Genomic DNA, 25,825 nt, shown 5'->3' on the forward strand with positions numbered 1-25,825 from the left:
CCTGAGAAGGGCATCAACATGGCATCTACCCGTTACCCTCAACGTGTCCGCAATGACCTGCGTTTTCGTGAGCTGAACGTGATGCGCACTGAGCGAGTCAGTGCAGGATTTCAGCGCATTGTGCTAGGCGGCGAGGCGCTGGAGGGCTTTAGCTCTCGCGGCTTTGACGACCATACCAAAGTCTTTTTCCCGGCACCGGGCACCACTTTCGTGCCGCCTGTGGTGACTGATGAAGGCATCGACTGGGGCGACGGCGTGCGTCCGCAGGCGCGTGACTATACCCCGCTGTACGATGACGAAAAACATGAGCTGGCGCTCGATTTCTTCGTTCATGATGGTGGCATTGCCAGCAACTGGGCGGTAGAGGCGAAGGTGGGCGACAAGCTGACCATCGGTGGTCCGCGTGGTTCGCTGGTGGTGCCGGAAGATTACGCCTGGCAGCTGTACGTGTGCGACGAGTCGGGCATGCCCGCGCTGCGCCGCCGTTTAGAAGGCATCGCAAAACTGCCTGTTCGCCCGGCGATCCACGCCATCGTCACCGTGGGCGATGCGGCGTACCAGGACTATCTGGCGCACCTGAGCGGGTTCAACATCACCTGGGTTATCGGCCACAACGAGCAGGCGGTGGCCGACCATCTTGCCGCGCTGGACGTGCCGGAAGAGGATTACTTTATCTGGCTCACCGGGGAGGGGAAGGTGGTGAAACGCCTGAGCCGTCAGTTTGAAACCGACGCAATTGACCCGCAGCTGGTGCGTGCCAGCGCGTACTGGCACGCCAAATAATCAGGCAGCGGGATCCAGCTGCGCTTCGCTCACCTGATGTTCGAGCGAGGCGCATACCTCTTTCAGCGCTTTCTCCTGCTGGGCAAAGTAGGCTTCCATATTGCTGAGCGACGAGACGAGCAGCCAGGACTCTTCTTTCTCCAGCTCTGCCAGCTCGTTCACCAGGGTGTCGATTTGCTCACGCACCTGCGCCATCTTTTTACGAATACGTTCCAGGTCGTTCAGCCTGTCGCTCGCCATCATCGGTTCAAACCCTTGTTGCAGACGGGCGACCAGCAAGCGAATGGCCTTCACGTCGCCGCGCTGTTTGGCCTGGTTGAGTTGCACCATCATCCTGTTGGCTTCTTCTTTTAAATCATCGGCAACCAGATCCGGGTGGCATAACTTGCTCGCCTGACGCCAGAGCCGCTTCAGCTCGTTCCGATCCTCTTCAGAGAGATCCTTGCCTTTACGCAGGCGAACTTCGGCATCATGATGCTGTTCGCGATACTTCTTGTACTCTTCGTTGGCCTCATCGCGCGCCTGACGTGCCGGCTCTTCTTCGCGCGTTAAACCGGTCTCCAGCTCCATCGCTTCGGCCAGCAGGTTGGCAATCAGATTACTTTGCTGCTGAAGATGCTTGCGCGCCTCTGCCGCCTGAACGGAATCCGCAGGCAGATCTCGCCAGCGCCGGGTGAGCGTTGTCAGAACCTCTACGGCCTGCGCCATATAGCTCTGGCAGCGGCGGTAATCCTCTTCCCGACGACGCGTCTCCGCCTGCTGACGACGCAGGTTAAGCTCCGCCAGCGTTTTACGCAGGGCGAGGATCTGCTGCATCAACGGCCCGAGGCGGGAGAAATAGAGATCGTTGAACTCATCAAGCTGCTGTACCCGGGCGTTACGACGATCAATCAGATCGCGCAGACGCTCTTCCAGGGCTTTTAGCTCCAGCTTGCTGGCCGCCAGTTGCGGGTCACGCCACGGGGTAACGGCGCGCTGGCTTTGCAGCCAGGCGGTGATAGCGCGAAGGGCTGCGGTATAGTTTTTCTGCTCAAGCGCCGCGACGATGGACAGGAGTTCATCGTCAAAGGCTTCCTCTTTGAGACGTTTCAACTGGCTCCGGATGATGTCGTCATCTTCCAGCTCAATGGCATTTTTAATGATTTCTAGCCGTTTGATCGGTGTGCTCATGATGCCTTTCGCTCTGGCGCTTAAGTATTTGAGTTAAAGTTAGTTGTTGTAAAAGCTACAGGAAATAATACACACGGATGATGATCGGCGCGATGGGGGATTTCTTTAGTTTTTAGGGTTTGTGAGGGGAAGCGGCAGGCCGGGCTACGTGTGGTGGATTACTTACAAAAAAGCCACTCAATCGAGTGGCTTAACTGGATGATTCTAAAGCTAAAATTTGGTGGCCCCTGCTGGACTTGAACCAGCGACCAAGCGATTATGAGTCGCCTGCTCTAACCACTGAGCTAAGGGGCCGTGGCGGTGAATTATAAAGTAACTCCCCTCAGCAATCCAGCCATTCACACCTGCCTGCTGTTTTTATAAACAACGCATAATCAATCCTTTATACTTCTCTTAAGATGCATAGACAGGAGTAGAGATGATCAACGATATTCTGGCCCCTGGCCTGCGGGTGGTGTTCTGCGGTATTAATCCGGGCAAGTCATCGGCGCACACCGGTTTTCACTTTGCTCATCCGGGAAATCGCTTCTGGAAGGTGATCCACCAGGCCGGATTTACCGACAAACAGCTTAAGCCGGAAGAAGAGCAGCAGCTGCTGGATACGCGCTGTGGCATCACCATGCTGGTCGAGCGACCCACGGTGCAGGCGAGCGAAGTGAATCTGCATGAGCTGCGCGCTGGCGGGCGTGAGCTGATCGCGAAAATTGAAGACTATCAGCCCGCGGCGCTGGCGATCCTCGGCAAGCAGGCCTACGAGCAGGCGTTCAGCCAGCGCGGTGTGAAGTGGGGTAAGCAGAACATTACCATTGGCGTAACGCAGATTTGGGTGTTGCCGAACCCGAGTGGGCTGAACAGGGCGACGCTGGACAAGCTGGTGGAGGCGTATCGGGAACTTGATGAGGCGCTTGTGGTGAGGGGGCTTTAGCTCCTCTGCGGCCTGATGCCCTCACCCTGACCCTCTCCCACAGGGAGAGGGAATAAACAAAAAAAAGCTCCCGATTGGGAGCTTTTTCATTTCAGGACCGATTAATCGTCCAGGAAGCTACGCAGCACTTCAGAGCGGCTCGGATGGCGCAGTTTACGCAGCGCCTTCGCTTCGATCTGACGGATACGTTCGCGGGTCACGTCAAACTGTTTACCCACTTCTTCCAGCGTGTGGTCGGTGTTCATGTCGATACCGAAACGCATACGCAGCACTTTGGCTTCACGGGCGGTCAGGCCAGCCAGCACGTCGTGCGTAGCGGCACGCAGGCTCTCGGTGGTGGCAGAGTCCAGCGGCAGCTCGAGGGTGGTATCCTCGATGAAATCACCCAGATGCGAATCTTCATCATCACCGATTGGCGTTTCCATGGAGATTGGCTCTTTAGCGATTTTCAGCACTTTACGGATCTTGTCTTCCGGCATCAGCATGCGTTCAGCCAGCTCTTCCGGCGTCGGCTCGCGGCCCATCTCCTGCAACATCTGGCGAGAGATACGGTTGAGTTTGTTGATGGTCTCAATCATATGCACCGGAATACGGATGGTGCGCGCCTGGTCTGCGATAGAGCGGGTGATCGCCTGACGGATCCACCAGGTAGCATAGGTTGAGAACTTGTAACCACGACGGTATTCAAACTTATCTACCGCTTTCATCAGACCGATGTTGCCTTCCTGAATCAGATCCAGGAATTGCAGGCCACGGTTGGTGTATTTCTTGGCGATAGAGATAACCAGACGTAAGTTCGCTTCAACCATCTCTTTCTTCGCACGGCGGGCTTTCGCTTCACCGATGGACATACGACGGTTGATGTCTTTCACCTGCTCGATGGTCAGGCCGGTCTCTTCTTCAATCTGATGCAGTTTTTGCAGGCCGCGCTGTACGTCTTCTTTCACGTCGTGCAGCTTTTCAGACCACGGCTTGTTCATCGCGATAGCGGCGTTGAACCAGGTTTCGCTGGTTTCGTTGCCGGTGAAGAGGGTGATGAAGTTCTTCTTCGGCATTTTGCACTGTTCAACGCACAGCTTCATGATGATACGTTCCTGGGTACGTACGCGATCCATCATCACGCGCATGCTGTTCACCAGGTAGTCGAACTGTTTTGGCACCAGGCGGAACTGTTTGAACACTTCAGACAGCTTCAGGATCTCTTCCTGAGCGGCGGCATGGCTGCGGCCTTTCGCTTTGATGGTGTCACGCGTCACTTCGTACTGGGTACGCAGCTCGGCAAATTTCTCACGCGCCAGTTCAGGGTCGATGCTGTTGTCGTCATCGCTGCTGTCGTCGTCTTCTTCTTCATCTTCGTCTTCGTCGTCATCCATCTCTTCCTGAGACAGCTCAGAACCGACGTGAGTGGCGGTTGGCGCCATATCTTCTTCAGCGTTCGGGTCGACAAAGCCAGTGATCAGATCGGACAGACGCGCTTCTTCTGCTTCAACGCGATCGTACTGCTCCAGCAGATAGGTGATCGCTTCCGGGTATTCGGCAACAGAGCACTGAACCTGGTTGATCCCGTCTTCGATGCGTTTTGCGATGTCAATTTCGCCTTCGCGGGTCAACAGTTCAACGGTACCCATTTCGCGCATGTACATGCGGACCGGGTCAGTGGTACGCCCGATTTCAGATTCCACGCTGGACAGTACCTGTGCAGCAGCTTCTTCCGCATCTTCGTCAGTGTTGTTGGAGGTTTCAGCCAGCAACAGATCATCGGCATCCGGTGCTTCTTCCATCACCTGAATGCCCATGTCATTGATCATTTGGATGATATCTTCGATCTGATCTGAATCGACGATATCTTCCGGCAGATGGTCATTGACCTCGGCATAGGTCAGATAGCCTTGCTCCTTACCGCGTTGGACAAGAAGTTTCAGCTGTGACTGCGGGTTTTGCTCCATAAGACGGTATCCACACTTAATTCGTTTGATTGGTGTCGGCGATGGGCTGCCAACCTTTAAAGCGAGGGCGTACTTATATTTTTGCCGCTGCCTCTCAGTGCGGCTGCCGGGGGCTTCCCGATCGATATTCGGCACTTAAGCCGTTAAATTTTTTATTTCTTCGCCAGTTCCTGGTTAATCATCCAGAGCTCCCGGCGTTCTTCGCTGCTTAGGCCATGGGTGCGCTCGCGAGCTATCAACTCTTCCTGGCGCAACTCAAGCATCGAATCAAACATATGGTTGAGTGAGTCGGTGAACGTTTTTTCTGCGATATCCTTATCTGCTATATCGTCCCACATCGACAGTTTTTCAAGGGTAGCGGCCTCTTTTGTGCCGCGATAATGCTCTAAAAGTTGTCCGGTGGTCAGACCTGGCTGAGACAAACAAGTGTTGACCAATTCTGAAAATAAGCCAAGCCCGGGCAATTTTTCGTGGTTCAAACCCGCCAGCGACGGCACTTGCGGAGCAAGTTCGGGGTTTTGTACCAGCAACCCTATCAGTATACGCATGGTTGTGCGTTTTAGCTGAGGCGCGGGGCGTACCGTGCCGTTTTCAGCCTGTTTCGGCATTAAACGTTCAAGCTGGCTGTCATCCAGAATGCCGAGCTTGTTGCCTAACTCCTGACGCAGATAGATGCGCAGCGTTTCGCCGGGCACCTGGCTGATTAACGGCAGCGCCAGCGTGCTGAGCTGCGCGCGCCCGTCAGGGGTACTCAAATCAACCTGCGGCATCAGGCTGTTAAACAGAAACGTGGAGAGCGGCTGAGCCTGCTCCATCCGCGCTTCAAACGCCGCTTTGCCCTCTTTACGCACCAGCGTATCCGGGTCTTCACCGTCGGGCAGGAACATAAAGCGTAACTGACGCCCGTCGGTCATATACGGCAACGCGGTTTCCAGCGCTCGCCAGGCGGCGTCGCGTCCTGCGCGGTCACCGTCGTAACAGCAAATCACGTTGTTGGTGACGCGGAACAGCAGCTGGATATGGTCCGCCGTGGTGGACGTTCCCAGCGACGCAACGGCATAGTTAATGTCGTACTGCGCCAGCGCAACAACATCCATATAGCCTTCGACGACCAGAAGACGCGGAGGTTCCGCATTATCCTGCTGTGCCTCATAAAGACCGTAAAGCTGGCGGCCCTTATGGAAAATATCGGTTTCCGGGGAGTTAAGGTATTTCGGCAGGGCATCACCCAGCACGCGACCACCAAAACCTATCACCCGGCCACGCTTGTCGCGGATCGGGAACATCACCCGTTCACGGAAGCGGTCGTAGCTTCGTCCCTGGTCGTTGGTGACCAGCATGCCTGCGTCGATGAGGGATTTACGATCTTCGCTATTGCCGCCAAAACGCTTTAACACGTTGTCCCAGCCGGGCGGGGCGTAACCAATAGCGAAACGCGCAATCACATCGTCGCTCAGTCCGCGCTTGTTCAGATACTGACGCGCAGGCTCAGCCGCAGAGTGCTTAAGAGACTGTTGGTAAAACGAATTCAGGCCATCCATCAGTTGGTACAGCGTTTGCCGCTGATGGCGCTCGATCTGACTTGGCCCACTGCCCGCTTCATACGGCACTTCAAGGTTATGCATCGCCGCCAGCTCTTCGACGGTTTCAACGAACTCGAGCTTGTCGTAGTTCATCAAAAAATCAACGGCATTACCGTGTGCGCCACAGCCGAAGCAATGGTAGAACTGCTTTTCACCGTTTACGGTGAAAGAGGGGGTTTTTTCGTTATGGAACGGACAGCACGCATGGTAGTTCTTGCCCTGCTTTTTTAGCTTCACCCGCGCGTCGATGAGATCGACGATGTCGGTTCTGGCAAGCAGGTCATTGATGAAAACGCGTGGGATTCTTCCGGCCATATGCCCCAAAAATTTAAGCGACTTATAAACGAAAACAAGCCGCGCATTCCTTCCGGAAGCACGGCCTTACGACTACAACTCTGTCTGTCAATTGAGGGCTGTGGCCCTCAACAGATTAGTACAGACGAGTACGGCGTGCGTTTTCGCGAGCCAGTTTCTTCGCGTGACGTTTCACAGCGGAAGCTTTAGCGCGCTTACGTTCGGTCGTTGGTTTTTCATAAAACTCACGACGACGAACTTCAGCCAGAACACCTGCTTTCTCGCATGAACGTTTGAAGCGACGCAGTGCTACGTCGAACGGCTCGTTTTCACGTACTTTAATTACCGGCATGTAACTCTCACCTTTAATAAATTCGGTTTGCCGCTGGCATCAACGCCAGCTTATTTCAAAATGGTGCGGAATTTTACTGCAAATGCTGCTGCTTTGTAAAGCACCGATGCGATTTTGAAAGGGACTTTAATAAGGGTGAGGAGTATACACGAGGCTTCTTCCTGGGGCGAACAAAGTTTTACAACAATCCGCCCAGGCTCTACACTGCGCGGTATTGAAACGAGGTAAAACAAGTCATGCGTGTACTGGGTATTGAAACATCCTGCGATGAAACCGGCATCGCGATTTACGACGACGAAAAAGGGCTTCTGGCCAACCAACTGTATAGTCAGGTGAAATTGCACGCTGACTACGGCGGCGTCGTGCCTGAACTGGCCTCTCGTGACCACGTGCGTAAAACGGTTCCCCTGATCCAGGCGGCGCTGAAAGAGGCCGGGTTGAGTGCAAAAGATATTGATGCCGTGGCCTATACCGCAGGACCGGGCCTGGTCGGCGCGCTGCTGGTCGGCGCAACGGTAGGGCGTTCACTGGCCTTCGCGTGGGATGTTCCGGCCATTCCGGTTCACCATATGGAAGGGCACCTTCTGGCGCCGATGCTGGAAGACAATCCGCCAGCGTTCCCGTTTGTGGCGCTGCTGGTTTCCGGTGGTCATACCCAACTGATCAGCGTAACGGGTATTGGCAAGTATGAACTGCTGGGCGAGTCAATTGACGATGCAGCCGGTGAAGCCTTCGACAAAACCGCCAAGCTGCTGGGGCTGGATTACCCGGGCGGCCCGATGCTCTCGAAAATGGCCGCACAGGGCACGGAAGGGCGCTTTGTCTTCCCACGGCCGATGACTGATCGTCCGGGGCTGGATTTCAGCTTCTCCGGTCTGAAAACCTTCGCGGCGAACACCATCCGCAATAACGACGACAGCGAGCAGACGCGTGCCGACATCGCTCGTGCGTTCGAAGATGCGGTGGTGGATACGCTGATGATCAAGTGCAAACGCGCGCTGGATCAGACCGGCTTTAAGCGCCTGGTGATGGCAGGCGGCGTGAGCGCCAACCGTACGCTGCGCGCGAAGCTTGCAGAGATGATGCAAAAGCGTCGTGGGGAAGTGTTCTACGCGCGTCCTGAATTTTGTACCGATAACGGGGCGATGATCGCCTACGCCGGGATGGTGCGCCTGAACGCTGGCGCCACGGCTGACCTGAGCGTGTCCGTGCGTCCGCGCTGGCCGCTGGCGGAGCTGCCGGAGGCGTGAGTTTTTTTGCCCGGTGGCGCTGCGCTTACCGGGCCTACAAAACCGTAGGCCGGGTCAGGCGAAGCCGCCACCCGGCAATAACCCGCACTACACCCGCAGCATCCCTTTCTCTTCCAGAAACGCAATGATCGTTCCCAGACCGTCTCCCGCTTTCAGGTTAGTAAAGGTCCACGGACGCTCGCCGCGCATGCGGTTGGTGTCGCGCTCCATCACCTCCAGCGAGGCGCCGACGTACGGCGCGAGATCGGTTTTGTTAATCACCAGAAAATCGGATTTGGTGATCCCCGGCCCGCCCTTGCGCGGGATTTTTTCCCCTTCGGCCACGTCGATGACGTAGATGGTGAGGTCCGCCAGCTCCGGGCTAAAGGTCGCGCTCAGGTTATCCCCGCCGCTTTCGACGAAGATCAGATCCAGATTGCCGAACTTCTCGCTGAGTGCTTCCACCGCCGCCAGGTTCATTGAAGCATCTTCGCGGATGGCGGTGTGCGGACAGCCGCCCGTTTCCACGCCCACGATGCGCTCTGGCTCCAGCGCACCCGCCTCGGTCAGGATGCGCTGATCCTCTTTGGTGTAGATATCGTTAGTCACCACCGCCAGGTGATAGGTATCGCGCATCGCCTTGCAGAGCGCTTCCAGCAGGGCGGTTTTGCCCGACCCTACCGGGCCGCCCACGCCCACGCGCAGGGGATGTTTGTAATCAGCCATATTGACTCCTCAGGAACGGAATAGTCGTGAATATTGGGTTTCGTGGCGCGCGGAGGCGATGGCGGACAGCGGCGTAGCGGCCCCCAGCGCGTCGTCGCCACGTAAAAATGCCTGTTCAAACCCGGCGGCAAAATGGTCGCTCAGGTCGATAATCAGCTGTTGTGCGGCCTGCTGCCCAAACGGCACCAGCTTGACGCCCGCCATCACCGCGCTCTCAATCCAGCTGTAGCCCAGGCTCAGCGCCAGCTCACGCGTGCTAATGCTCCAGCGCACGCCGAGCCACGCCATGCCGCAGAGCTGGCTCTGCGTCAACAGCGGCAGCCATTCTGCCGGGCAGGCGGGTTCCCAGCTTTTAATCAGGCGCGTAAAGGCCGCGCCACGGTTGCGTTCTTCATCGCGCAGCTCGCGCGTTTCCCGGCAGGCGAGCAGGTATGCCGTCCAGCGTTTTGCTGTCGCGACGTCCTGCTTCTCGCAGGCACGATAAAGGCGGATAAACAGCGGCAGGTCGACGCAGAAAAAGCTCTGCTCCATCTGCTGGATCTGCCAGCGCCTGAAGGCCTCAGCGTCCGTGACCCACCCGGCCTCAACGGCCCACTCCAGCCCCTGCGACCAGGTAAACGATCCGACCGGCAGGCTACTGCTGGAGAGCTGCATCAGGCGCAGCCGCTGGCGGGCGTGCTCCATCAGCTCATCAGCGCCAGCAGGGCAGAGACGATCAGCCCGCCACCGAAGGTTTTACGCAGGCCGTCGTGACGGCGCAGCAGCAGCCCTGCCGCGAAGCTGGCGCACAGCACCGTGGCGCTGGCTAACATAAACCCGCTGGTGAAGAGCCAGAAGCTGTGGCCGGACATCTCCACGCCGTGCGCCCAGCCGTGGAACATCGCCAGGGCTGGCACCGCCAGCAGCAGGCGATTTTCAGTCTTAAACATCATTACGCCGCAGACCGCCAGCGAGGCGATAATCAGCATCTCCATGCCGCTAAAACCGCCGAGCAGGCTGCCCGCAACGGCGCCAGCAAGCATCATGCCGAGCGTTGCTAACGGCAGCAGCAGCTTGCGGCCGCTCAGGGCGGACAGCACGCCAGCCCCCGTCAGCATCAGCAGGTGATCCAGCCCGGTCAGCGGATGGAGAAATCCGGCCTGGAAGCTGTCGGTCCCGTGGCCCGGATGGGCAAGCGCCGGAACGGAAAAGGCCAGCAGAAACAGCGGTAAATACTTGCGCATGATGAGTCCTTAATGTGAATGAGCGTGGGAGTGGCCATGGCTGTGGGCATCGCTGGTGTAAGCCCCCGCTTCCGGTTCAAACGGCAGGCTGGCGAAGGTCACCTCCAGCCCGAACTGACGCAGCATGTCGTCAAGAACGTGGTCGTGGTGGTAGCGCAGCTCGCCGGGCATAATTTGCAGCGGCACGTGACGGTTGCCCAGGTGGTAACAGGCGCGGGCGAGCAGGAACGGATCGGCGCAGCGCACCACGGAAACCGACTCCGGGGCCGCGATCACTTCGATCACCTCGCTGCCGTCGTCGGTGGTCAGCAGATCGCCGCCGCGCAGCAGCAAACCGCGCGGCAGCATCAGCCCGGCTTCGCGACCGTCGTTCAGGGCCACGCGGGCGCGGCTTTTCACCCGCACGTCAATCGGCAGCGTGACGCTGGCGGTAGTCGGGTGTGCGTGGTCCAGGCGTTGGGTCAGATAAATCATCATCACTCCTCAAAACAGGAAATAGCGTTGCGCCATCGGCAGAACGTCAGCCGGTTCGCTGGTAATCAGTTCGCCGTCGACGCGCACCTCGTAGGTTTGCGAGTCGACGGTGATGTTCGGTTGCAGAGCGTTGTGGATCATGTCCGCCTTTTTCACCGTCCGGCAGCCTTTCACCACCGCCGTGGCGCTCTGCAAGTTGAGCTGCTGCGGGATGCCGTTCGCACTGGCGGCCTGCGAGATAAACGTCAGCCGCGTGGCGTGGCGCGCGGCGCCCAGCGATCCAAACATCGGGCGGTAATGCACCGGCTGCGGCGTGGGGATCGAGGCGTTGATATCGCCCATCGGTGCGCAGGCGATCATCCCACCTTTGACGATGGTGGCGGGCTTGACGCCGAAGAACGCCGGGGACCAGACCACCAGGTCCGCCAGCTTGCCCGCCTCAATCGAGCCCACTTCATGGGCGATGCCGTGGGTCAGCGCCGGGTTAATGGTGTATTTGGCGACATAGCGCTTCACCCGGAAGTTGTCGTTATCGCCGGTCTCTTCCGGCAGCGCGCCGCGCTGAACCTTCATGCGGTGCGCGACCTGCCAGGTGCGGATAATCACTTCCCCCACGCGGCCCATTGCCTGTGAATCTGACGAGGTGAGTGAGAACGCGCCGATATCGTGCAGCACGTCTTCGGCGGCGATGGTCTCCCGGCGAATGCGGGATTCGGCAAACGCCACGTCCTCGGCGATATCCGGGTCGAGGTGATGGCAAACCATCAGCATGTCCAGGTGCTCGTCGATGGTGTTGACCGTATAGGGCAGCGTCGGGTTGGTGGAGGAGGGCAGAATATTCGGGTGCGCGCAGGCGGTGATGATATCTGGCGCATGGCCGCCGCCCGCCCCTTCGGTGTGGAAGGTGTGGATGGTGCGCCCGGCGATGGCGGCCAGCGTATCTTCGACAAAACCGGACTCGTTCAGCGTGTCGCTGTGCAGCGCCACCTGGATATCCATCTCTTCAGCGACCTCCAGCGAGCAGTTGATGGCCGCAGGCGTCGCACCCCAGTCTTCGTGGATCTTAAGCCCGATGGCACCTGCCGCGATCTGCTCGCGCAGCGCGTCCGGGTTTGAACCGTTCCCTTTGCCCAGCAGGCCAATATTCACCGGCAGCGTATCGGCAGCCTGCAACATGCGGGCGATATACCACGGCCCCGGCGTGCAGGTGGTGGCGTTTGTGCCTGCCGCGGGCCCGGTGCCGCCGCCGATCATGGTGGTGACGCCGGAGACCAGCGCCTCTTCCGCTTGCTGCGGACAGATCCAGTGGATATGGGTGTCGATCCCGCCAGCGGTGACAATCTTGCCTTCGGCGGCGATCACTTCCGTTGCTGCGCCAATCGGGATCGTCACGCCGGGCTGAATGTCCGGGTTTCCGGCTTTGCCGACGGCGAAGATCCGCCCATTTTTTACGCCGATATCCGCTTTCACGATCCCCCAGTGATCGACGATCAGCGCGTTGGTGAGCACCAGATCCACGCAGTCGTCGGCGGTCATCTGCCCCTGTCCCATGCCGTCGCGGATCACTTTTCCGCCGCCGAATTTAACCTCTTCTCCGTAGATCGTGAGATCGTCTTCTACTTCGATCCACAGTTCGCTGTCGGCCAGCCGCACTTTATCCCCGGTCGTGGGGCCGAACATATCGGCATACGCCTGGCGTGAAATCTCAGCCATGTTTCACCTCGCCCATGATCTCGCCGCGAAAACCGAAAATGCGCTGTGCGCCCGTCACCTGCACCAGCGTCACTTCCCGCTTCTGGCCGGGCTCGAAGCGCACAGCGGTGCCCGCCGGGATGTTCAGCCGGTAGCCTCGGGTGGCCTCGCGATCGAACTTCAGCGCCGGGTTGACCTCGTAAAAGTGGTAGTGCGATCCGACCTGGATCGGCCTGTCGCCGTGGTTTTCCACTATCACACTTCGGGTTTCGCGCCCGACGTTGAGAGCGATGTTGCCGGACTGGATCCGGTATTCACCTGGGATCATCACGCGCTCCTTACACGATCGGGTTGTGGACGGTGACGAGCTTGGATCCGTCCGGGAAGGTGGCTTCCACCTGAATATCCGGGATCATCTCCGGTACGCCCTCCATCACCTGATCGCGCGTCAGGACGTGGCGGCCGGCTTCCATCAGCGAGGCGACGGTTTCGCCATCGCGCGCGCCTTCCATAATAAAGGCGCTGATCAGCGCGACCGATTCCGGATAGTTGAGCTTTACCCCGCGCGCGAGGCGGCGTTCGGCAACCAGCGCGGCGGTGAACAGCAACAGCTTGTCTTTTTCTCTGGGAGTCAGTTCCATAGCGTTTCTCTTATGTCTGCCAGATGCGCGGCGAACAGGCGGTTTTGGGGGTTAAAAGCGGGCGAAGCGACTGCCAGATATCGCGCATCACCCGCTGACAAATCAGGTTGTCGTGCGAGAGAAAACGCACCGACAGCAGATCGTCGGTGAGCGTCGCCCCGCCAAAGTTTTCCAGCGGGGCGAGCCGCTCGCGCACCGTGTCGAGATGTGCTTCCCGGGCCGGATAGAACAGCAGCGTGCCGACCCACGGATGGTCCGCGACGGGCGTCAGATCGCCACCGCTGAGATGCAGTCGCTCAATCAGACGCGGCTCGCCATCCACCCACACCTCAAGGCGGCTCTCCAGCGTGCCTTGGCTGAAGGTTTCGTTTATCACCGGACGGCCCAGACAGTACAGCTCCCACGCCAGCAGCGTGCTGGTGGCGTGCAGGTGAAAGACGGAACGCAGCGCGGCGTTAGCGCCGGGGAAAATAATGGTGTCCTGCGGCAGCCACTCCAGCGTGGCCTCTTCGTCGAGGTAAAAATGCTGACTGAGGCAGGCCAGCGGGCCGCTGCTGCGATAGAACTTGCTGGCGCCGGGCATGGTGATGAGGGCATGGCTTTTGGCGTCGAGCCGCACGGAAATATCCAGCGTATCCCCGCCCACAATTCCACCTGGCGGGTGCAGCAGGTAAAGGTGGCAGGTTTCCCCTTCGGGATAAAACGGACGCTGAACGGTAAGTGGCCCGGTGTGACGCGCGGAATGGAGGAGGGTTTTCTCAGGGGTATGACAAAACTGGAGGGCAAGCGAGGCCTGCCAGCCTTTGTATGAATTATCAGTGACCTGAGTTGCTAACATGGTGCTTCCACTTCCGCACTATCGGGATACGTTTCAGTATGCCCTGGCGGAAATGAAGGCTGTCATATGAGTCGCTTATGGATAAAAAAACCGGCTCATGTGAGCCGGTTTCAGTAATGTAGGCCGGGTAAGCGCAGCGCCACCCGGCAAGAAAGGCTAGCGATAATCCTCTGCATCCACATCATACCCCGACGGCTCCCAGCGGATCGCCAGCAGCGAGGCCAGGCCGATAAACGGCGCCAGCGCAATCACCCAGAACACGGCGGTATCCAGCGAGGCGACCAGCAGCGGGAACAGAAACAGTGATAGCGTTGAACTGCTGCGCATCAGCGTCTGGTTAAGCCCCACACCCACGCCGCGCAGCGAGGTCGGGTAGCTCAGAGAGGCAAACGTCATGGTGTGCGCACCCGGACCAAAACCCTGGCCAAACAGGAACAGCGCCAGCATCGCGACGGCGACCACGCCTTCCGTGGACCCGTCAGGGCGGCCAATCAGCGCCAGGCCGAGCAGCGCCGCCAGCTGGCACGCATAACCCGCCAGTGACATCCGCCATGCGCCGAAGCGCGGAACATAGCGCACCGCCAGCAGCCCGCCGACAAACGCGAACAGCAGATTAAGCGCCAGCGAGATCAGAATGGTGGTCAGCATCGACTGCACAAAGAAGCTGGAGATGATCACCGGCAGGCCAAAGGCTACGGCGTTATAGGCGAACGAGGAGACGACCGACAGCAGCGTGGCGAGCGTGGTACGCCGCAGATAGATACCGCGGAACAGGTTCAGGTAGTTCGACCATTTTGCCTTGTTCACAACAGGCGCGGGCTGGTCGAGCGCATCCTGCGGTACGTGGGCATTAATGTTGTAAGACTGCCGCAGGATAGACGCCGCCTCCTTCAGATTGCCCTGATTCGCCGCCCAGACCGGGGATTCGCTCATATAGCGGCTGCGGATGGCGATAATCACCAGCGCGGGCACCGCGCCAAAGCCAAGGATCAGACGCCAGAGCCAGTCGCTGTGGCTTTCCGGCAGCACGGCGTAAAAGAAGAGCACCAGAAGATAAGAGATGCTGATGGCCGCATACCAGGTGGGACACCACATCGCGACGCTGGAGGCTTTATTCCCCGGGCCTTTCAGTCTGGCGAACTCGCTGAGAAACGCCATCGCGACGGGAAGGTCGATCCCAACGCCTAGACCCATCACAAAGCGCGCGCCCGCCAGCACATATTCGTTCGGGGCCAGCGCACAGGCGATAGCGGCAACGACAAAGAACACCATGTCGGCCATAAAGACGCGGTAGCGCCCGATTTTATCCGTAAGATAGCCGCCGAGCAGCGCCCCGACAATCGCGCCAAACGTAATGGCTGAAGCCACCATGCCGGTACCGGCGGGCGTCAGGTTAAATTCGCGGGTGATGTCTTTGATGCCGAATGCCAGCGCGCCGAGATCGTAGGCATCGAGAAAAATTCCCCCGAGCGCGATACCGACCACGATGCGGGCATTGGCCCGGCCCTGAGAGCCGTCATTAACGAGACGTGAAACGTCCGATGCGCTGCGTACCCACTTGATATCGCCATCCGGGGTGTTTGCTGCCGCTGGAAGGGGAGTTGAATCTGTGATTTCTGCCATTTTCTTTTTGTGTGGTTGTGTTGTGTCTCTAACAGTTACCACAGGCAGAAGGTGACAAAAATCACATTTGGTTATAAGGCATAACGAACGGTTTACTGAGCGTCTTTCTTTTTACGTCTGAGCTTCGTCCAGATCTTCGTTTCCTGACGACGCCACAGGCGTTGAATGTTGTCGTGATGGCGCAACAGGATCAGACACGAGAGCATCGACACCGGGAAGGTAAACTGCGGTTTAAACCACCAGACATAGAACGGGGCGATCAGTGCGCTGACGATGGCGCCCAGCGACGAATAACCGCTCAGCAGGATGGTCAGCAGCCAGGTGCCCGCCATCACGCCGGTGAGATCCCAGCCGATCGGCGCAATCGCGCCAAACGCAGTGGCCACGCCTTTACCGCCTTTAAAACCAAAGAAAACAGGCCAGATGTGGCCGACGCAGGCGGCGATGGCTATCAGCCCCAGCCAGAAGGGTGTGACGCCGAGCGCATACGCGCCCCAGACGGGAAGCATTCCTTTCAGAACGTCAAAAATCAAAACCGCTACGGCTGCTCCCTTGCCGCCAATTCGTAGTACATTGGTCGCCCCCGGATTCCCGGAACCACTTTCACGCGGGTCAGGCAACCCGGCGATGCGGCAGACCAGAATGGCGCTGGAGATTGAGCCGCAAAGGTAGGCGAGGATAATCATTCCAGGCGCGATTGCACTCATAACGCTGTTCCGTTTTGAAAATGTATCTGTATTCTCAGCATCTGTGGATAATACGCATAATTCGCCGGAAGTGGTATCCGGTTTAGCCAAAAAGCAGGCAGGTCGTGATGGATATTGTATTTATAGAGCAACTTTCGGTAATCACCACAATTGGTGTTTACGACTGGGAACAGACCATCGAGCAGAAACTGGTGTTCGATATCGAAATGGGCTGGGATAACCGCAAGTCAGCGAAAAGCGATGATGTGAATGATTGTCTGAGCTACGCCGACATCAGTGAAACGGTCATCGGCCATGTGGAAGGGCAACGATTTGCGCTGGTAGAACGCGTGGCGGAAGAGGTGGCAGACCTGCTGCTGAGCAAATTTAACTCCCCGTGGGTGCGCATTAAGCTAAGCAAGCCGGGCGCGGTGGCGCGCGCCGCCAACGTGGGCGTGATTATCGAGCGTGGCACAAATCTGAAAGGAAAGATTTAACGTCATAATAGCTAAACCATTTTAGGTTATATCGGTCTTAGAGCTGTATGTTTCACGGTAGCCGTTGTGGCAACCGTTTTTTTATATCTTTTTAGGGGTTTATAGATGAGCGATATGCACTCGCTGCTGGTGGCGGCAATACTGGGTGTGGTCGAAGGATTGACGGAGTTTTTGCCGGTGTCCAGTACGGGCCATATGATTATCGTTGGCCATCTGTTGGGCTTTGAAGGCGATACCGCAAAGACGTTTGAGGTGGTGATTCAGCTGGGCTCTATCCTGGCGGTGGTTGTGATGTTCTGGCGTCGTCTGTTTGGTCTGATCGGCATCCACTTCGGGCGTTTGCCGCAGCGTGAAGGAGAGGGCAAGGGGCGTCTGACGCTGATTCATATTCTGCTCGGGATGATCCCGGCAGTGGTGCTGGGGCTGGTGTTCCACGACACCATTAAATCGCTCTTCAACCCGATTAACGTGATGTACGCGCTGGTTGTCGGCGGCTTCCTGCTGATTGCCGCCGAAGTGCTGAAGCCAAAAACCCCGCGTGCGGAAGGTCTGGACGATATGACGTATCGTCAGGCGTTTATGATTGGCTGCTTCCAGTGTCTGGCGCTGTGGCCGGGCTTCTCCCGTTCAGGGGCAACCATTTCCGGCGGGATGCTGATGGGCGTGAGCCGTTACGCGGCGTCTGAGTTCTCGTTCCTGCTGGCGGTGCCGATGATGATGGGCGCCACCGCGCTGGATCTCTACAAAAGCATCGGCTTCCTGACCGTGGGTGACATTCCGATGTTCGCCGTGGGCTTTATCACCGCCTTCATTGTGGCGCTGATCGCCATCAAAACCTTCCTGCAACTGATTAAGCGTATTTCGTTTATTCCGTTCGCGATCTACCGCTTTATCGTCGCGGCTGCCGTGTACGTGGTCTTCTTCTGATGACCGACCGCCCTCAGTCTTTCGGCTGAGGGCAACGTTTTTCCTTCCACGCCGCAACCGCATCAATCCGCCGCTTCGTCAGCTCTTCGCGGATCTCCGGGCCTTTAAACCCTGCCTCCACCACCTCTTTCGTTGGCACCGCTTTCGCTACGTCCCACGCCTCACGCAGCAAACGACCCTGCGGATAATCGGACGCTTCAAACCCGGTGCGGCCGCGCACGTCGGCTTCGCTGGTCAGCGCAATTTGCTCCACGCGCTGCGGCTTGCGCCAGGCGTCGATGTTATCGAACAGCCTGACGATGGTGGCGGGTTTCAGGATCGGGAAGGTGTGGATCAGGTCGTGGAACTCGGCGACCAGCTTTGCCAGATCGCGAATGTCATTCGGCACGCGCAGGCGCTGGCAAAGCCCTTCAACCAGCTTTACGCCAGCCGGACCGTGCCCGTGATGGCGTGGCCACAATTCCTTTGGCGTTAACCCTTTGCCGAGGTCATGGCAGAGAGTGGAAAAGCGCACGTCCACTTCAGGACTGAGCATAGCGGCCATGCTCAGCGTCATCAGGGTGTGAATGCCGGTATCAATTTCAGGGTGCCATTTCGCCGGGGCGGGCACGCCAAACAGCGCATCTATTTCCGGGAACAGCACTTTCAGCGCCCCGCAGTCGCGCAGAACCTGGAAAAAGATCTGCGGATTACGGGTAGTCAGGGCGTTTTCGGTCTCTTTCCAGACGCGTTCTGGCGTCAGGTGTTCCAGCTCGCCCGCGTCGGTCATGGCCGTCATCAGCGCCATCGTCTCGTCGGCGATGCGGAAGCTGAGATGGGCATAACGGGCGGCAAAACGCGCCACGCGCAGTACGCGTAACGGATCTTCAGAAAAGGCGGGGGAAATATGGCGTAAAAGACGGTCGCGCAGATCGTTCTGGCCGCCGTAGACGTCGATAATATGGCCGTTTTCGTCCTGCGCCAGGGCATTAATGGTGAGATCGCGGCGCAGTAAGTCCTGCTCCAGCGTCACATCCGGCGCGGCATAGCAGGTGAAGCCGGTATAACCGGAACCGGATTTCCGTTCGGTTCGCGCCAGGGCGTACTCTTCCCGGCTTTTCGGATGGAGGAACACAGGAAAATCGCGGCCTACCTGCTGGTAGCCCGCGTCAATCATCGCTTCGGGCGTGGCACCGACCACGACCCAGTCTTTATCTTTGACCGGCAGACCTAATAACGCATCACGTACCGCACCACCGACCAGATAACTCTTCACGCCAACACTCCCGTTTTCTCTTTTCGCAAGATGATACGTAAGTGTGGCAGAGAAGACGAGTTAGTTCATCCAGCGGTCTTTACGTTTACGGCTTGGGATAAGGTGAGGAAGCACCAGACCCAGCACCAGACCGACGCCCAGCACTCCGCCGCCATACATAAACCACTGCATGATGATGGTGCGTTGTTTGTCATCCAGCTGTAGATTCGCGGCGTTCACTTTCTTCTGCGCGACGATCAGCTCATTTTTCAGCTTCTGATTTTCATCTTTCAGACCGGCGATCACGCTGTCGCTTTGCGCCACTTTCTGCTGCATCTCTGCGGTGCGCTGGTTCCAGGTGCCGTCGATGTTGTTCAGCTTGTCAGTCAGGGTTTTCACCTGATTTTCCAGATCCGGCACGCGGGTGCGCAGGCTTGGCACCGTGCTCAGCTCTTTCAGCGGGATCCATGAGGTGCGGCCAGAGCTGTCACGAACCTGACCGTAATTGGTGTCTGCATTGGTTTGCAGCAGAGTCACTTCCTCGCCGGCATTTACCGTACCCACGAGGCGATAATTGTCTCCAGGGCCGCTGCGTACCCAGGTATTCAGTTCATCAGAAACGTAACGTTTCTCTTCAGCGTGGACCGCGGTTGCGGCGCTAAAAGCGAGTAAAGTAAGTCCAATCAGGCGTAATTTAAGCATATCAGTCGTTATTTTCATAAAAAGTGGAACGATAGTAGTGGTATCAGTGTCGCTACGCAAAGGATTCATCATCAATCGGAATCATCTGTGTCATGATTTCCACCGCTTTAAACTTTTACGCCCGTCAAATTGCTCATTGCGTGGCAATTTGGCGCAAAATACTATGTACTGACAAACAAATGGCGAGGAAGTTCGCCTTCATCGACGCGTCTGTGACGCACGCAAAAGTACAAGGCTATGGCACAAGAGATCGAATTAAAGTTTATCGTCGAAAAAGACAGCGCTGACGCGCTCCGCCAGCATCTGAATACGCTGTCCGGCGAGCACCATGAACCCGTACAGCTGCTCAACATCTATTACGAAACGCCGGACAACTGGCTGCGCAACCATGATATGGGCCTGCGCATCCGGGGTGCGAACGGGCGCTACGAGATGACGATGAAAATCGCCGGTCGCGTGGTGGGCGGTTTACACCAGCGTCCGGAATACAATATCGACATCAGTAAGCCAGAACTTGAGCTGGATCGTTTTCCGGCGGAAGTGTGGCCGGAAGGAACGCTGCCCGCAACGCTGTCGGCAGAGGCGCAACCGCTGTTCAGCACCGATTTCTGGCGCGAGAAATGGCTGGTGACGGAAGGCAAGAGCCGCATTGAGATCGCGTTTGATCGGGGTGAAATTAAGGCTGGTGAAGAGCAGGAGCCGATCTGCGAATTGGAACTCGAACTGCTTGAAGGCGACGCGAGCGATGTGCTGAAGCTGGCGCGCAAGCTGGTGAACCAGCCTGGACTGCGTCAGGGCAGCCTGAGTAAAGCGGCACGCGGCTATCACCTGGCCGCCGGGAATGCGCCGCGCGTGCTGCGAGAAACCCCGATTCTGCGCGTTGTGCCGAAAGCCTCCGTTGAGCAGGGCATGGAAGCGGCGCTGGAGCTGGCGCTCTCTCAGTGGCAGTACCACGAGGAGCTGTGGGCGCGTAACGTGAAAAATGCCAAAAAACAGGTGCTGGCCGCTATGGGGCTGGTACGTCATACCCTGACGCTCTTTGGCGGCATTGTACCGCGTAAAGCCAGCACTCACTTACGTGATTTGCTCACTCAAACCGAAACGCTGATGCTTTCCGACGTGTCGGCACAAACGGCGATCTACAGCCCGCAAAACGCCAGCGCGAAACTGGCGCTGACCGAGTTTCTGGTGACGCGCGGCTGGCGCACCTTCCTCGATACGAAAGGGCAGACCAAAATTGCGGAAAACTTCAAACGTTTTGCGGATATCCACCTCTCCCGTCACGCGGCCGAACTGAGAACCACCTTTGCGCATCCGCTGGGCGACCAGTATGGCGATCAGCTTCCCCGCCTGGCGCGTAACATCGACAGCATGTTGCTGCTGTCGGGTGCGTATGAGGGCGTGAAGGCGCAGGCCTGGCTGGAGAACTGGCAGGGGCTTAAGCATGCCATCGAGACCCGTCAGCAGATTGAGATCGAGCATTTCCGCAACGAGGCCATTTCGCAGGATCCGTACTGGCTGCACAGCGGAAAACGTTAATTCTGGCAAGGAACCCCTGATATGCCGCTTTCTTCGCAGTTACAGCAGCACTGGCAGACCGTTTGCGAACGCCTGCCTGAGTCGTTACCCGCGTCATCGTTAAGCGAGCAGGCGAAAAGCGTGCTCACGTTCAGTGATTTTGTGCAGGAGAGCGTCAGCGCTAACCCGGACTGGCTGGCAGAGCTGGAAAGCGCGCCGCCGCAGGCTGACGAGTGGCGGCATTATGCTGGCTGGCTGCAAACCGCGCTGGCAGAGGTGGCAGACGAAGCCACGCTGATGCGCGTTCTGCGTCAGTTCCGCCGCCGGGTGATGGTACGCATTGCCTGGGCGCAGGCGCTGGAGCTGGTGAGTGAAGAGAGCACCTTGCAGCAGTTGAGCGAGCTGGCGCAGACGCTGATCGTCGCCGCGCGGGACTGGCTCTACGCCGCCTGCTGTAAAGAGTGGGGCACGCCGTGCAGCGAGGAAGGGGTTCCTCAGCCACTGTTGATCCTGGGGATGGGCAAGCTGGGCGGCTGCGAGCTGAACTTCTCCTCAGACATCGATCTGATTTTTGCCTGGCCCGAGAACGGCTCCACGCGCGGCGGCCGTCGCGAGCTGGACAATGCCCAGTTCTTTACTCGTCTGGGGCAGCGGCTGATTAAGGCGCTGGATCAGCCCACGCAGGATGGTTTTGTTTACCGCGTGGACATGCGCCTGCGTCCGTTTGGCGACAGCGGGCCACTGGTGCTGAGCTTTGCCGCGCTGGAAGATTACTACCAGGAGCAGGGTCGCGACTGGGAGCGTTACGCGATGGTCAAAGCGCGGATCATGGGCGACAGCGACGATGCCTACGCCAACGAGCTGCGCGCCATGCTGCGCCCGTTCGTGTTCCGCCGCTACATCGACTTCAGCGTGATCCAGTCCCTGCGAAATATGAAAGGGATGATTGCCCGCGAGGTGCGTCGCCGTGGCCTGAAAGACAACATCAAGCTCGGTGCTGGCGGTATTCGTGAGATCGAATTTATCGTCCAGGTCTTCCAGCTGATACGCGGCGGGCGTGAACCTTCTCTGCAATCCCGCTCGCTGCTGCCGACGCTAAGCGCTATCGATCAGCTGCATCTGCTGCCGGAAGGCGACGCGCAAACGCTGCGTGACTCTTATCTCTTCCTGCGTCGTCTGGAAAATTTGCTGCAAAGTATCAACGACGAACAGACCCAGACGTTGCCGGGCGATGAGCTGAACCGGGCGCGTCTGGCCTGGGGGATGCGGGTGGATGACTGGGCGGCGCTGACGCAACGGCTGGAAGCGCATATGGCGGGCGTGCGCCGCATCTTTAACGATCTGATCGGCGACGAAGAAACTGAATCGCAGGACGATGCGCTCTCCGAGCACTGGCGCGAACTGTGGCAGGACGCGCTTCAGGAAGATGACACCACGCCGGTGCTGGCGCACTTAAGCGACGATGCCCGCCATCGCGTGGTGGCGTTGATTGCTGATTTCCGTCTCGAACTAAACAAACGCGCCATTGGCCCACGCGGTCGTCAGGTGCTGGATCATCTGATGCCGCATCTGCTGAGCGATGTCTGCTCCCGCGACGATGCGCCGGTGCCGCTGTCGCGCATGATGCCGCTGCTGAGTGGGATCGTCACGCGTACCACTTACCTTGAGCTGTTAAGCGAGTTTCCCGGTGCGCTGAAGCACCTGATTTCCCTCTGCGCCGCCTCGCCGATGGTGGCGAACAAGCTGGCGCGTTATCCGCTGCTGCTGGACGAACTGCTCGACCCGAATACCCTCTATCAGCCGACGGCGACGGATGCCTACCGCGACGAGCTGCGTCAGTATCTGCTGCGCGTACCTGAAGAGGACGAAGAGCAACAGCTTGAGGCGCTGCGTCAGTTTAAGCAGGCACAGATGCTGCGCGTGGCGGCGGCAGATATCGCCGGTACCCTGCCGGTAATGAAAGTGAGCGATCACTTAACCTGGCTGGCGGAAGCGATCATCGACGCGGTTGTCCATCAGGCGTGGGTGCAGATGGTAGCCCGCTACGGCCAGCCGAAGCACCTTGCTGACCGTGAAGGCCGCGGTTTTGCGGTGGTGGGGTACGGCAAGCTGGGCGGCTGGGAACTGGGCTACAGCTCCGATCTGGATCTGATTTTCCTCCACGACTGTCCGGCAGACGTCATGACCGACGGCGAACGTGAGATTGACGGACGGCAGTTCTACCTGCGTCTGGCCCAGCGCATTATGCACCTGTTCAGCACCCGCACCTCATCCGGCATTCTGTATGAAGTGGATGCGCGTCTGCGCCCGTCCGGCGCGGCAGGCATGCTGGTCACCTCGACGGAGGCTTTCGCCGACTATCAGAAGAACGAAGCCTGGACGTGGGAGCATCAGGCGCTGGTGCGCGCCCGCGTGGTGTATGGCGATCCGCAGCTCAAAACGCAGTTCGATGCGATCCGCAAGGCGGTCATGACGACCCCGCGCGAGGGCAGTACGCTGCAAACCGAAGTGCGGGAAATGCGGGAGAAGATGCGCGCGCACCTTGGCAACAAACATCGCGATCGCTTTGATATCAAAGCCGATGAAGGCGGGATTACCGATATTGAGTTTATCACTCAGTACCTGGTGCTGCTGCACGCGCACGATAAACCGAAGCTGACCCGCTGGTCGGATAACGTGCGCATACTGGAACTGCTGGCGCAGAACGACATTATGGATGAGCAGGAGGCGCAGGCCTTAACCCGCGCCTACACCACACTGCGTGATGAGTTGCACCATCTGGCATTACAGGAACAGCCGGGCCATGTGGCGCTGGACTGTTTCGCCGACGAACGCGCGCAGGTGACTACAAGCTGGCAGAAGTGGCTAGTGGAACCGTGCGTAACAAAACAAGTGTGATATTATCGCGCGCAAATTGTGAATCTTTCTGGAGTCAGGAATGAAAGTAACACTGCCAGAGTTTGAACGTGCTGGAGTTATGGTAGTCGGTGATGTGATGCTGGATCGCTACTGGTATGGGCCGACCAGCCGCATCTCTCCGGAAGCACCGGTACCGGTGGTAAAGGTCGACACCATTGAAGAGCGTCCCGGTGGCGCGGCAAACGTGGCGATGAACATAGCCTCTCTGGGCGCACATTCGCGTCTGGTTGGCCTGACCGGCATTGACGATGCGGCGCGTGCGCTGAGCAAGTCGCTGGCGGACGTGAATGTGAAGTGTGACTTCGTTTCTGTTCCGACCCACCCAACCATCACCAAGCTTCGCGTGCTGTCGCGTAACCAGCAGCTAATCCGCCTCGACTTTGAAGAAGGGTTCGAAGGCGTTGATCCCGAGCCGCTGCACGAGCGCATTAACCAGGCGTTGGGCAATATTGGCGCGCTGGTGCTGTCTGATTATGCCAAAGGCGCGCTGGCGAGCGTGCAGACCATGATCCAGCTGGCGCGCAAAGCCAGCGTTCCGGTGCTGATCGACCCGAAAGGCACCGATTTCGAGCGCTATCGCGGCGCAACCCTGCTGACGCCCAACCTCTCTGAGTTCGAAGCGGTGGCGGGCAAGTGCAAAACTGAAGAAGAGCTGGTTGAGCGCGGCATGAAAATCATCGCTGATTTCGAGCTGTCTGCGCTGCTGGTGACCCGTTCCGAGCAGGGCATGACGCTGCTGCAACCGGGCAAGGCGCCGCTGCATATGCCAACCCAGGCGCAGGAAGTGTACGACGTGACCGGTGCCGGTGATACGGTGATTGGCGTGCTGGCGGCGACGCTGGCGGCGGGTAACTCCCTGGAAGAAGCATGCTACTTCGCGAACGCCGCGGCGGGCGTGGTCGTCGGTAAACTCGGGACCTCCACCGTTTCGCCAATTGAGCTGGAAAACGCGGTGCGTGGGCGTGCGGATACCGGCTTTGGCGTCATGACCGAAGACGAGCTGAAAGTGGCCGTTGCCGCCGCGCGCAAACGCGGTGAAAAAGTGGTGATGACGAACGGCGTGTTCGACATCCTGCATGCGGGCCACGTGTCGTATCTGGCGAATGCGCGCAAGCTGGGCGACCGCCTGATTGTGGCGGTCAACAGCGATGCCTCAACCAAACGTCTGAAGGGTGAAACGCGTCCGGTTAACCCGCTGGAGCAGCGCATGATAGTGCTCGGCGCGCTGGAAGCGGTGGACTGGGTGGTCTCATTTGAAGAAGACACCCCGCAGCGCCTGATTGCCGGAATTTTGCCTGACCTGCTGGTGAAGGGCGGTGATTACAAACCAGAGCAAATCGCAGGTAGCGAAGAGGTCTGGGCGAATGGTGGTGAAGTAATGGTGCTCAACTTTGAGGACGGGTGTTCAACCACCAACATCATTAAGAAGATCCAGAAAGACAGTCAGTAAAAAACGGGCCTGTTGGCCCGTTCGTTTTTCACCCTCTCCCTGTGGGAGAGGGCTGGGGTGAGGGCATCAGGCCGCACTTATGCCTGGTCATCCACCGGTGGAATAGCTGGCGCTGGCTTCACTTCTTCCGGCGCATTGCGGTTTTCCAGCTCGGTCAAACGTTGTTCCAGCAGCGCCAGCTTCTCGCGGGTGCGCAGCAGCACCTGCGTCTGCACGTCAAACTCTTCGCGGCTGACTAAATCAAGGCGAACCAACTGTGCCTGCAACGTCTGGCGGATTTTCTTCTCAACGTCATCACCAAACTCACGAATACCTTTCGGCATGGACTCATGAACCTGACGCGCGATCTGCTCAATTTTCTTTGGGTCAATCATTGTCGTTTCCCTTGATGAA

Annotated in this window: 25 protein-coding genes and 1 tRNA gene; 8 read left to right on the forward strand and 18 right to left on the reverse strand. The window is 58.2% G+C overall.

Annotated features, from left to right (window positions below):
- The first annotated feature begins 18 nt into the window (after nt 1-18).
- On the forward strand, nt 19-783 hold the full coding sequence (locus CU081_RS07375) for a siderophore-interacting protein (protein WP_022651880.1): 765 nt from the start codon (nt 19-21) through the stop codon (nt 781-783).
- On the opposite strand, the gene CU081_RS07380 is transcribed toward CU081_RS07375, so the two are convergent.
- Nucleotides 784-1,953, reverse strand: coding sequence for a molecular chaperone DnaJ (locus tag CU081_RS07380; RefSeq protein ID WP_022651879.1), 1,170 nt, complete (start codon nt 1,951-1,953; stop codon nt 784-786).
- Between the two features lie 218 nt (nt 1,954-2,171).
- Nucleotides 2,172-2,247, reverse strand: a tRNA-Ile gene (locus CU081_RS07385).
- Nucleotides 2,248-2,371: 124 nt separating this feature from the next.
- On the opposite strand from CU081_RS07385, the gene mug reads away from it, so the two are divergent.
- Nucleotides 2,372-2,878 (forward strand): G/U mismatch-specific DNA glycosylase, encoded by a 507-nt coding sequence (mug, locus tag CU081_RS07390; protein ID WP_022651878.1) that lies wholly within the window; start codon nt 2,372-2,374, stop codon nt 2,876-2,878.
- 101 nt (nt 2,879-2,979) lie between these two features.
- Here mug and rpoD read toward each other — a convergent pair whose 3' ends face one another.
- From rpoD to rpsU, 3 genes are all read right to left on the reverse strand, one after another.
- On the reverse strand, nt 2,980-4,824 hold the full coding sequence (rpoD, locus tag CU081_RS07395) for an RNA polymerase sigma factor RpoD (protein WP_006812010.1): 1,845 nt from the start codon (nt 4,822-4,824) through the stop codon (nt 2,980-2,982).
- A 152-nt stretch (nt 4,825-4,976) separates the two neighbouring features.
- On the reverse strand, nt 4,977-6,722 hold the full coding sequence (gene dnaG, locus CU081_RS07400; RefSeq protein ID WP_003862574.1) for a DNA primase: 1,746 nt from the start codon (nt 6,720-6,722) through the stop codon (nt 4,977-4,979).
- Nucleotides 6,723-6,837: 115 nt separating this feature from the next.
- Nucleotides 6,838-7,053 (reverse strand): 30S ribosomal protein S21, encoded by a 216-nt coding sequence (gene rpsU / locus CU081_RS07405; protein ID WP_001144069.1) that lies wholly within the window; start codon nt 7,051-7,053, stop codon nt 6,838-6,840.
- 236 nt (nt 7,054-7,289) lie between these two features.
- Here rpsU and tsaD point away from each other — a divergent pair, with 236 nt between their 5' ends.
- Nucleotides 7,290-8,303 carry a tRNA (adenosine(37)-N6)-threonylcarbamoyltransferase complex transferase subunit TsaD gene (gene tsaD / locus CU081_RS07410; RefSeq protein WP_022651877.1) on the forward strand — a complete coding sequence of 338 codons (1,014 nt, stop codon included), beginning with the start codon at nt 7,290-7,292 and terminating at the stop codon, nt 8,301-8,303.
- A gap of 87 nt (nt 8,304-8,390) precedes the next feature.
- On the opposite strand, the gene ureG is transcribed toward tsaD, so the two are convergent.
- From ureG to plsY, 10 genes are all read right to left on the reverse strand, one after another.
- Nucleotides 8,391-9,008 (reverse strand): urease accessory protein UreG, encoded by a 618-nt coding sequence (gene ureG, locus CU081_RS07415; RefSeq protein ID WP_022651876.1) that lies wholly within the window; start codon nt 9,006-9,008, stop codon nt 8,391-8,393.
- A gap of 9 nt (nt 9,009-9,017) precedes the next feature.
- Complete coding sequence (locus CU081_RS07420) at nt 9,018-9,692, reverse strand: urease accessory protein UreF (protein WP_022651875.1); 675 nt, start codon at nt 9,690-9,692, stop codon at nt 9,018-9,020.
- Nucleotides 9,692-10,231: a HupE/UreJ family protein gene (locus tag CU081_RS07425; RefSeq protein WP_003862561.1), complete on the reverse strand. Its 540-nt coding sequence runs from the start codon at nt 10,229-10,231 to the stop codon at nt 9,692-9,694. Before CU081_RS07425 ends, CU081_RS07420 begins: the two co-directional genes overlap by 1 nt.
- A 9-nt stretch (nt 10,232-10,240) precedes the next feature.
- A complete protein-coding gene (gene ureE, locus CU081_RS07430) occupies nt 10,241-10,705 on the reverse strand; it encodes an urease accessory protein UreE (protein ID WP_003862559.1) in 465 nt (154 codons plus the stop codon).
- A 9-nt stretch (nt 10,706-10,714) separates the two neighbouring features.
- Entirely contained in the window at nt 10,715-12,418 is a 1,704-nt protein-coding gene (ureC, locus tag CU081_RS07435; RefSeq protein WP_003862558.1) for an urease subunit alpha, read from the reverse strand.
- Nucleotides 12,411-12,725, reverse strand: coding sequence for an urease subunit beta (locus CU081_RS07440; RefSeq protein ID WP_003862557.1), 315 nt, complete (start codon nt 12,723-12,725; stop codon nt 12,411-12,413). Before CU081_RS07440 ends, ureC begins: the two co-directional genes overlap by 8 nt.
- Before the next feature lie 10 nt (nt 12,726-12,735).
- Nucleotides 12,736-13,038: an urease subunit gamma gene (locus CU081_RS07445; RefSeq protein WP_003862556.1), complete on the reverse strand. Its 303-nt coding sequence runs from the start codon at nt 13,036-13,038 to the stop codon at nt 12,736-12,738.
- A gap of 10 nt (nt 13,039-13,048) precedes the next feature.
- Complete coding sequence (locus CU081_RS07450) at nt 13,049-13,876, reverse strand: urease accessory protein UreD (RefSeq protein WP_003862554.1); 828 nt, start codon at nt 13,874-13,876, stop codon at nt 13,049-13,051.
- 156 nt (nt 13,877-14,032) lie between these two features.
- Nucleotides 14,033-15,499: an MFS transporter gene (locus CU081_RS07455; RefSeq protein WP_003862552.1), complete on the reverse strand. Its 1,467-nt coding sequence runs from the start codon at nt 15,497-15,499 to the stop codon at nt 14,033-14,035.
- 92 nt (nt 15,500-15,591) lie between these two features.
- Nucleotides 15,592-16,206, reverse strand: coding sequence for a glycerol-3-phosphate 1-O-acyltransferase PlsY (plsY, locus tag CU081_RS07460; RefSeq protein WP_003862548.1), 615 nt, complete (start codon nt 16,204-16,206; stop codon nt 15,592-15,594).
- Nucleotides 16,207-16,313: 107 nt separating this feature from the next.
- Between plsY and folB the strand changes: the two genes are divergently transcribed.
- Both folB and bacA read left to right on the forward strand, forming a co-directional pair.
- Nucleotides 16,314-16,682 (forward strand): bifunctional dihydroneopterin aldolase/7,8-dihydroneopterin epimerase, encoded by a 369-nt coding sequence (gene folB, locus CU081_RS07465; protein ID WP_003862547.1) that lies wholly within the window; start codon nt 16,314-16,316, stop codon nt 16,680-16,682.
- A 105-nt stretch (nt 16,683-16,787) separates the two neighbouring features.
- Nucleotides 16,788-17,609, forward strand: a complete 822-nt coding sequence (gene bacA, locus CU081_RS07470) for an undecaprenyl-diphosphate phosphatase (RefSeq protein ID WP_003862545.1) — start codon at nt 16,788-16,790, stop codon at nt 17,607-17,609.
- A 13-nt stretch (nt 17,610-17,622) separates the two neighbouring features.
- Here bacA and CU081_RS07475 read toward each other — a convergent pair whose 3' ends face one another.
- Nucleotides 17,623-18,864, reverse strand: coding sequence for a multifunctional CCA addition/repair protein (locus CU081_RS07475; protein WP_003862543.1), 1,242 nt, complete (start codon nt 18,862-18,864; stop codon nt 17,623-17,625).
- A 60-nt stretch (nt 18,865-18,924) separates the two neighbouring features.
- Nucleotides 18,925-19,545: a TIGR04211 family SH3 domain-containing protein gene (locus CU081_RS07480; RefSeq protein WP_001303390.1), complete on the reverse strand. Its 621-nt coding sequence runs from the start codon at nt 19,543-19,545 to the stop codon at nt 18,925-18,927.
- 237 nt (nt 19,546-19,782) lie between these two features.
- Here CU081_RS07480 and CU081_RS07490 point away from each other — a divergent pair, with 237 nt between their 5' ends.
- From CU081_RS07490 to hldE, 3 genes are read left to right on the forward strand one after another with little or no spacing between them, the layout of a single operon-like run.
- Nucleotides 19,783-21,084 (forward strand): CYTH domain-containing protein, encoded by a 1,302-nt coding sequence (locus CU081_RS07490; RefSeq protein ID WP_022651873.1) that lies wholly within the window; start codon nt 19,783-19,785, stop codon nt 21,082-21,084.
- Nucleotides 21,085-21,105: 21 nt separating this feature from the next.
- On the forward strand, nt 21,106-23,961 hold the full coding sequence (gene glnE, locus CU081_RS07495; RefSeq protein WP_022651872.1) for a bifunctional [glutamate--ammonia ligase]-adenylyl-L-tyrosine phosphorylase/[glutamate--ammonia-ligase] adenylyltransferase: 2,856 nt from the start codon (nt 21,106-21,108) through the stop codon (nt 23,959-23,961).
- A 40-nt stretch (nt 23,962-24,001) separates the two neighbouring features.
- Complete coding sequence (hldE, locus tag CU081_RS07500) at nt 24,002-25,432, forward strand: bifunctional D-glycero-beta-D-manno-heptose-7-phosphate kinase/D-glycero-beta-D-manno-heptose 1-phosphate adenylyltransferase HldE (RefSeq protein WP_003862540.1); 1,431 nt, start codon at nt 24,002-24,004, stop codon at nt 25,430-25,432.
- Between the two features lie 77 nt (nt 25,433-25,509).
- Here hldE and ubiK read toward each other — a convergent pair whose 3' ends face one another.
- Nucleotides 25,510-25,806 (reverse strand): ubiquinone biosynthesis accessory factor UbiK, encoded by a 297-nt coding sequence (gene ubiK, locus CU081_RS07505; RefSeq protein ID WP_003862539.1) that lies wholly within the window; start codon nt 25,804-25,806, stop codon nt 25,510-25,512.
- Between the last annotated feature and the right edge of the window lie 19 nt (nt 25,807-25,825).

Origin of the sequence: Enterobacter sp. CRENT-193, assembly GCF_002787395.1 — a bacterium.
Lineage (GTDB): Bacteria > Pseudomonadota > Gammaproteobacteria > Enterobacterales > Enterobacteriaceae > Enterobacter > Enterobacter hormaechei_C.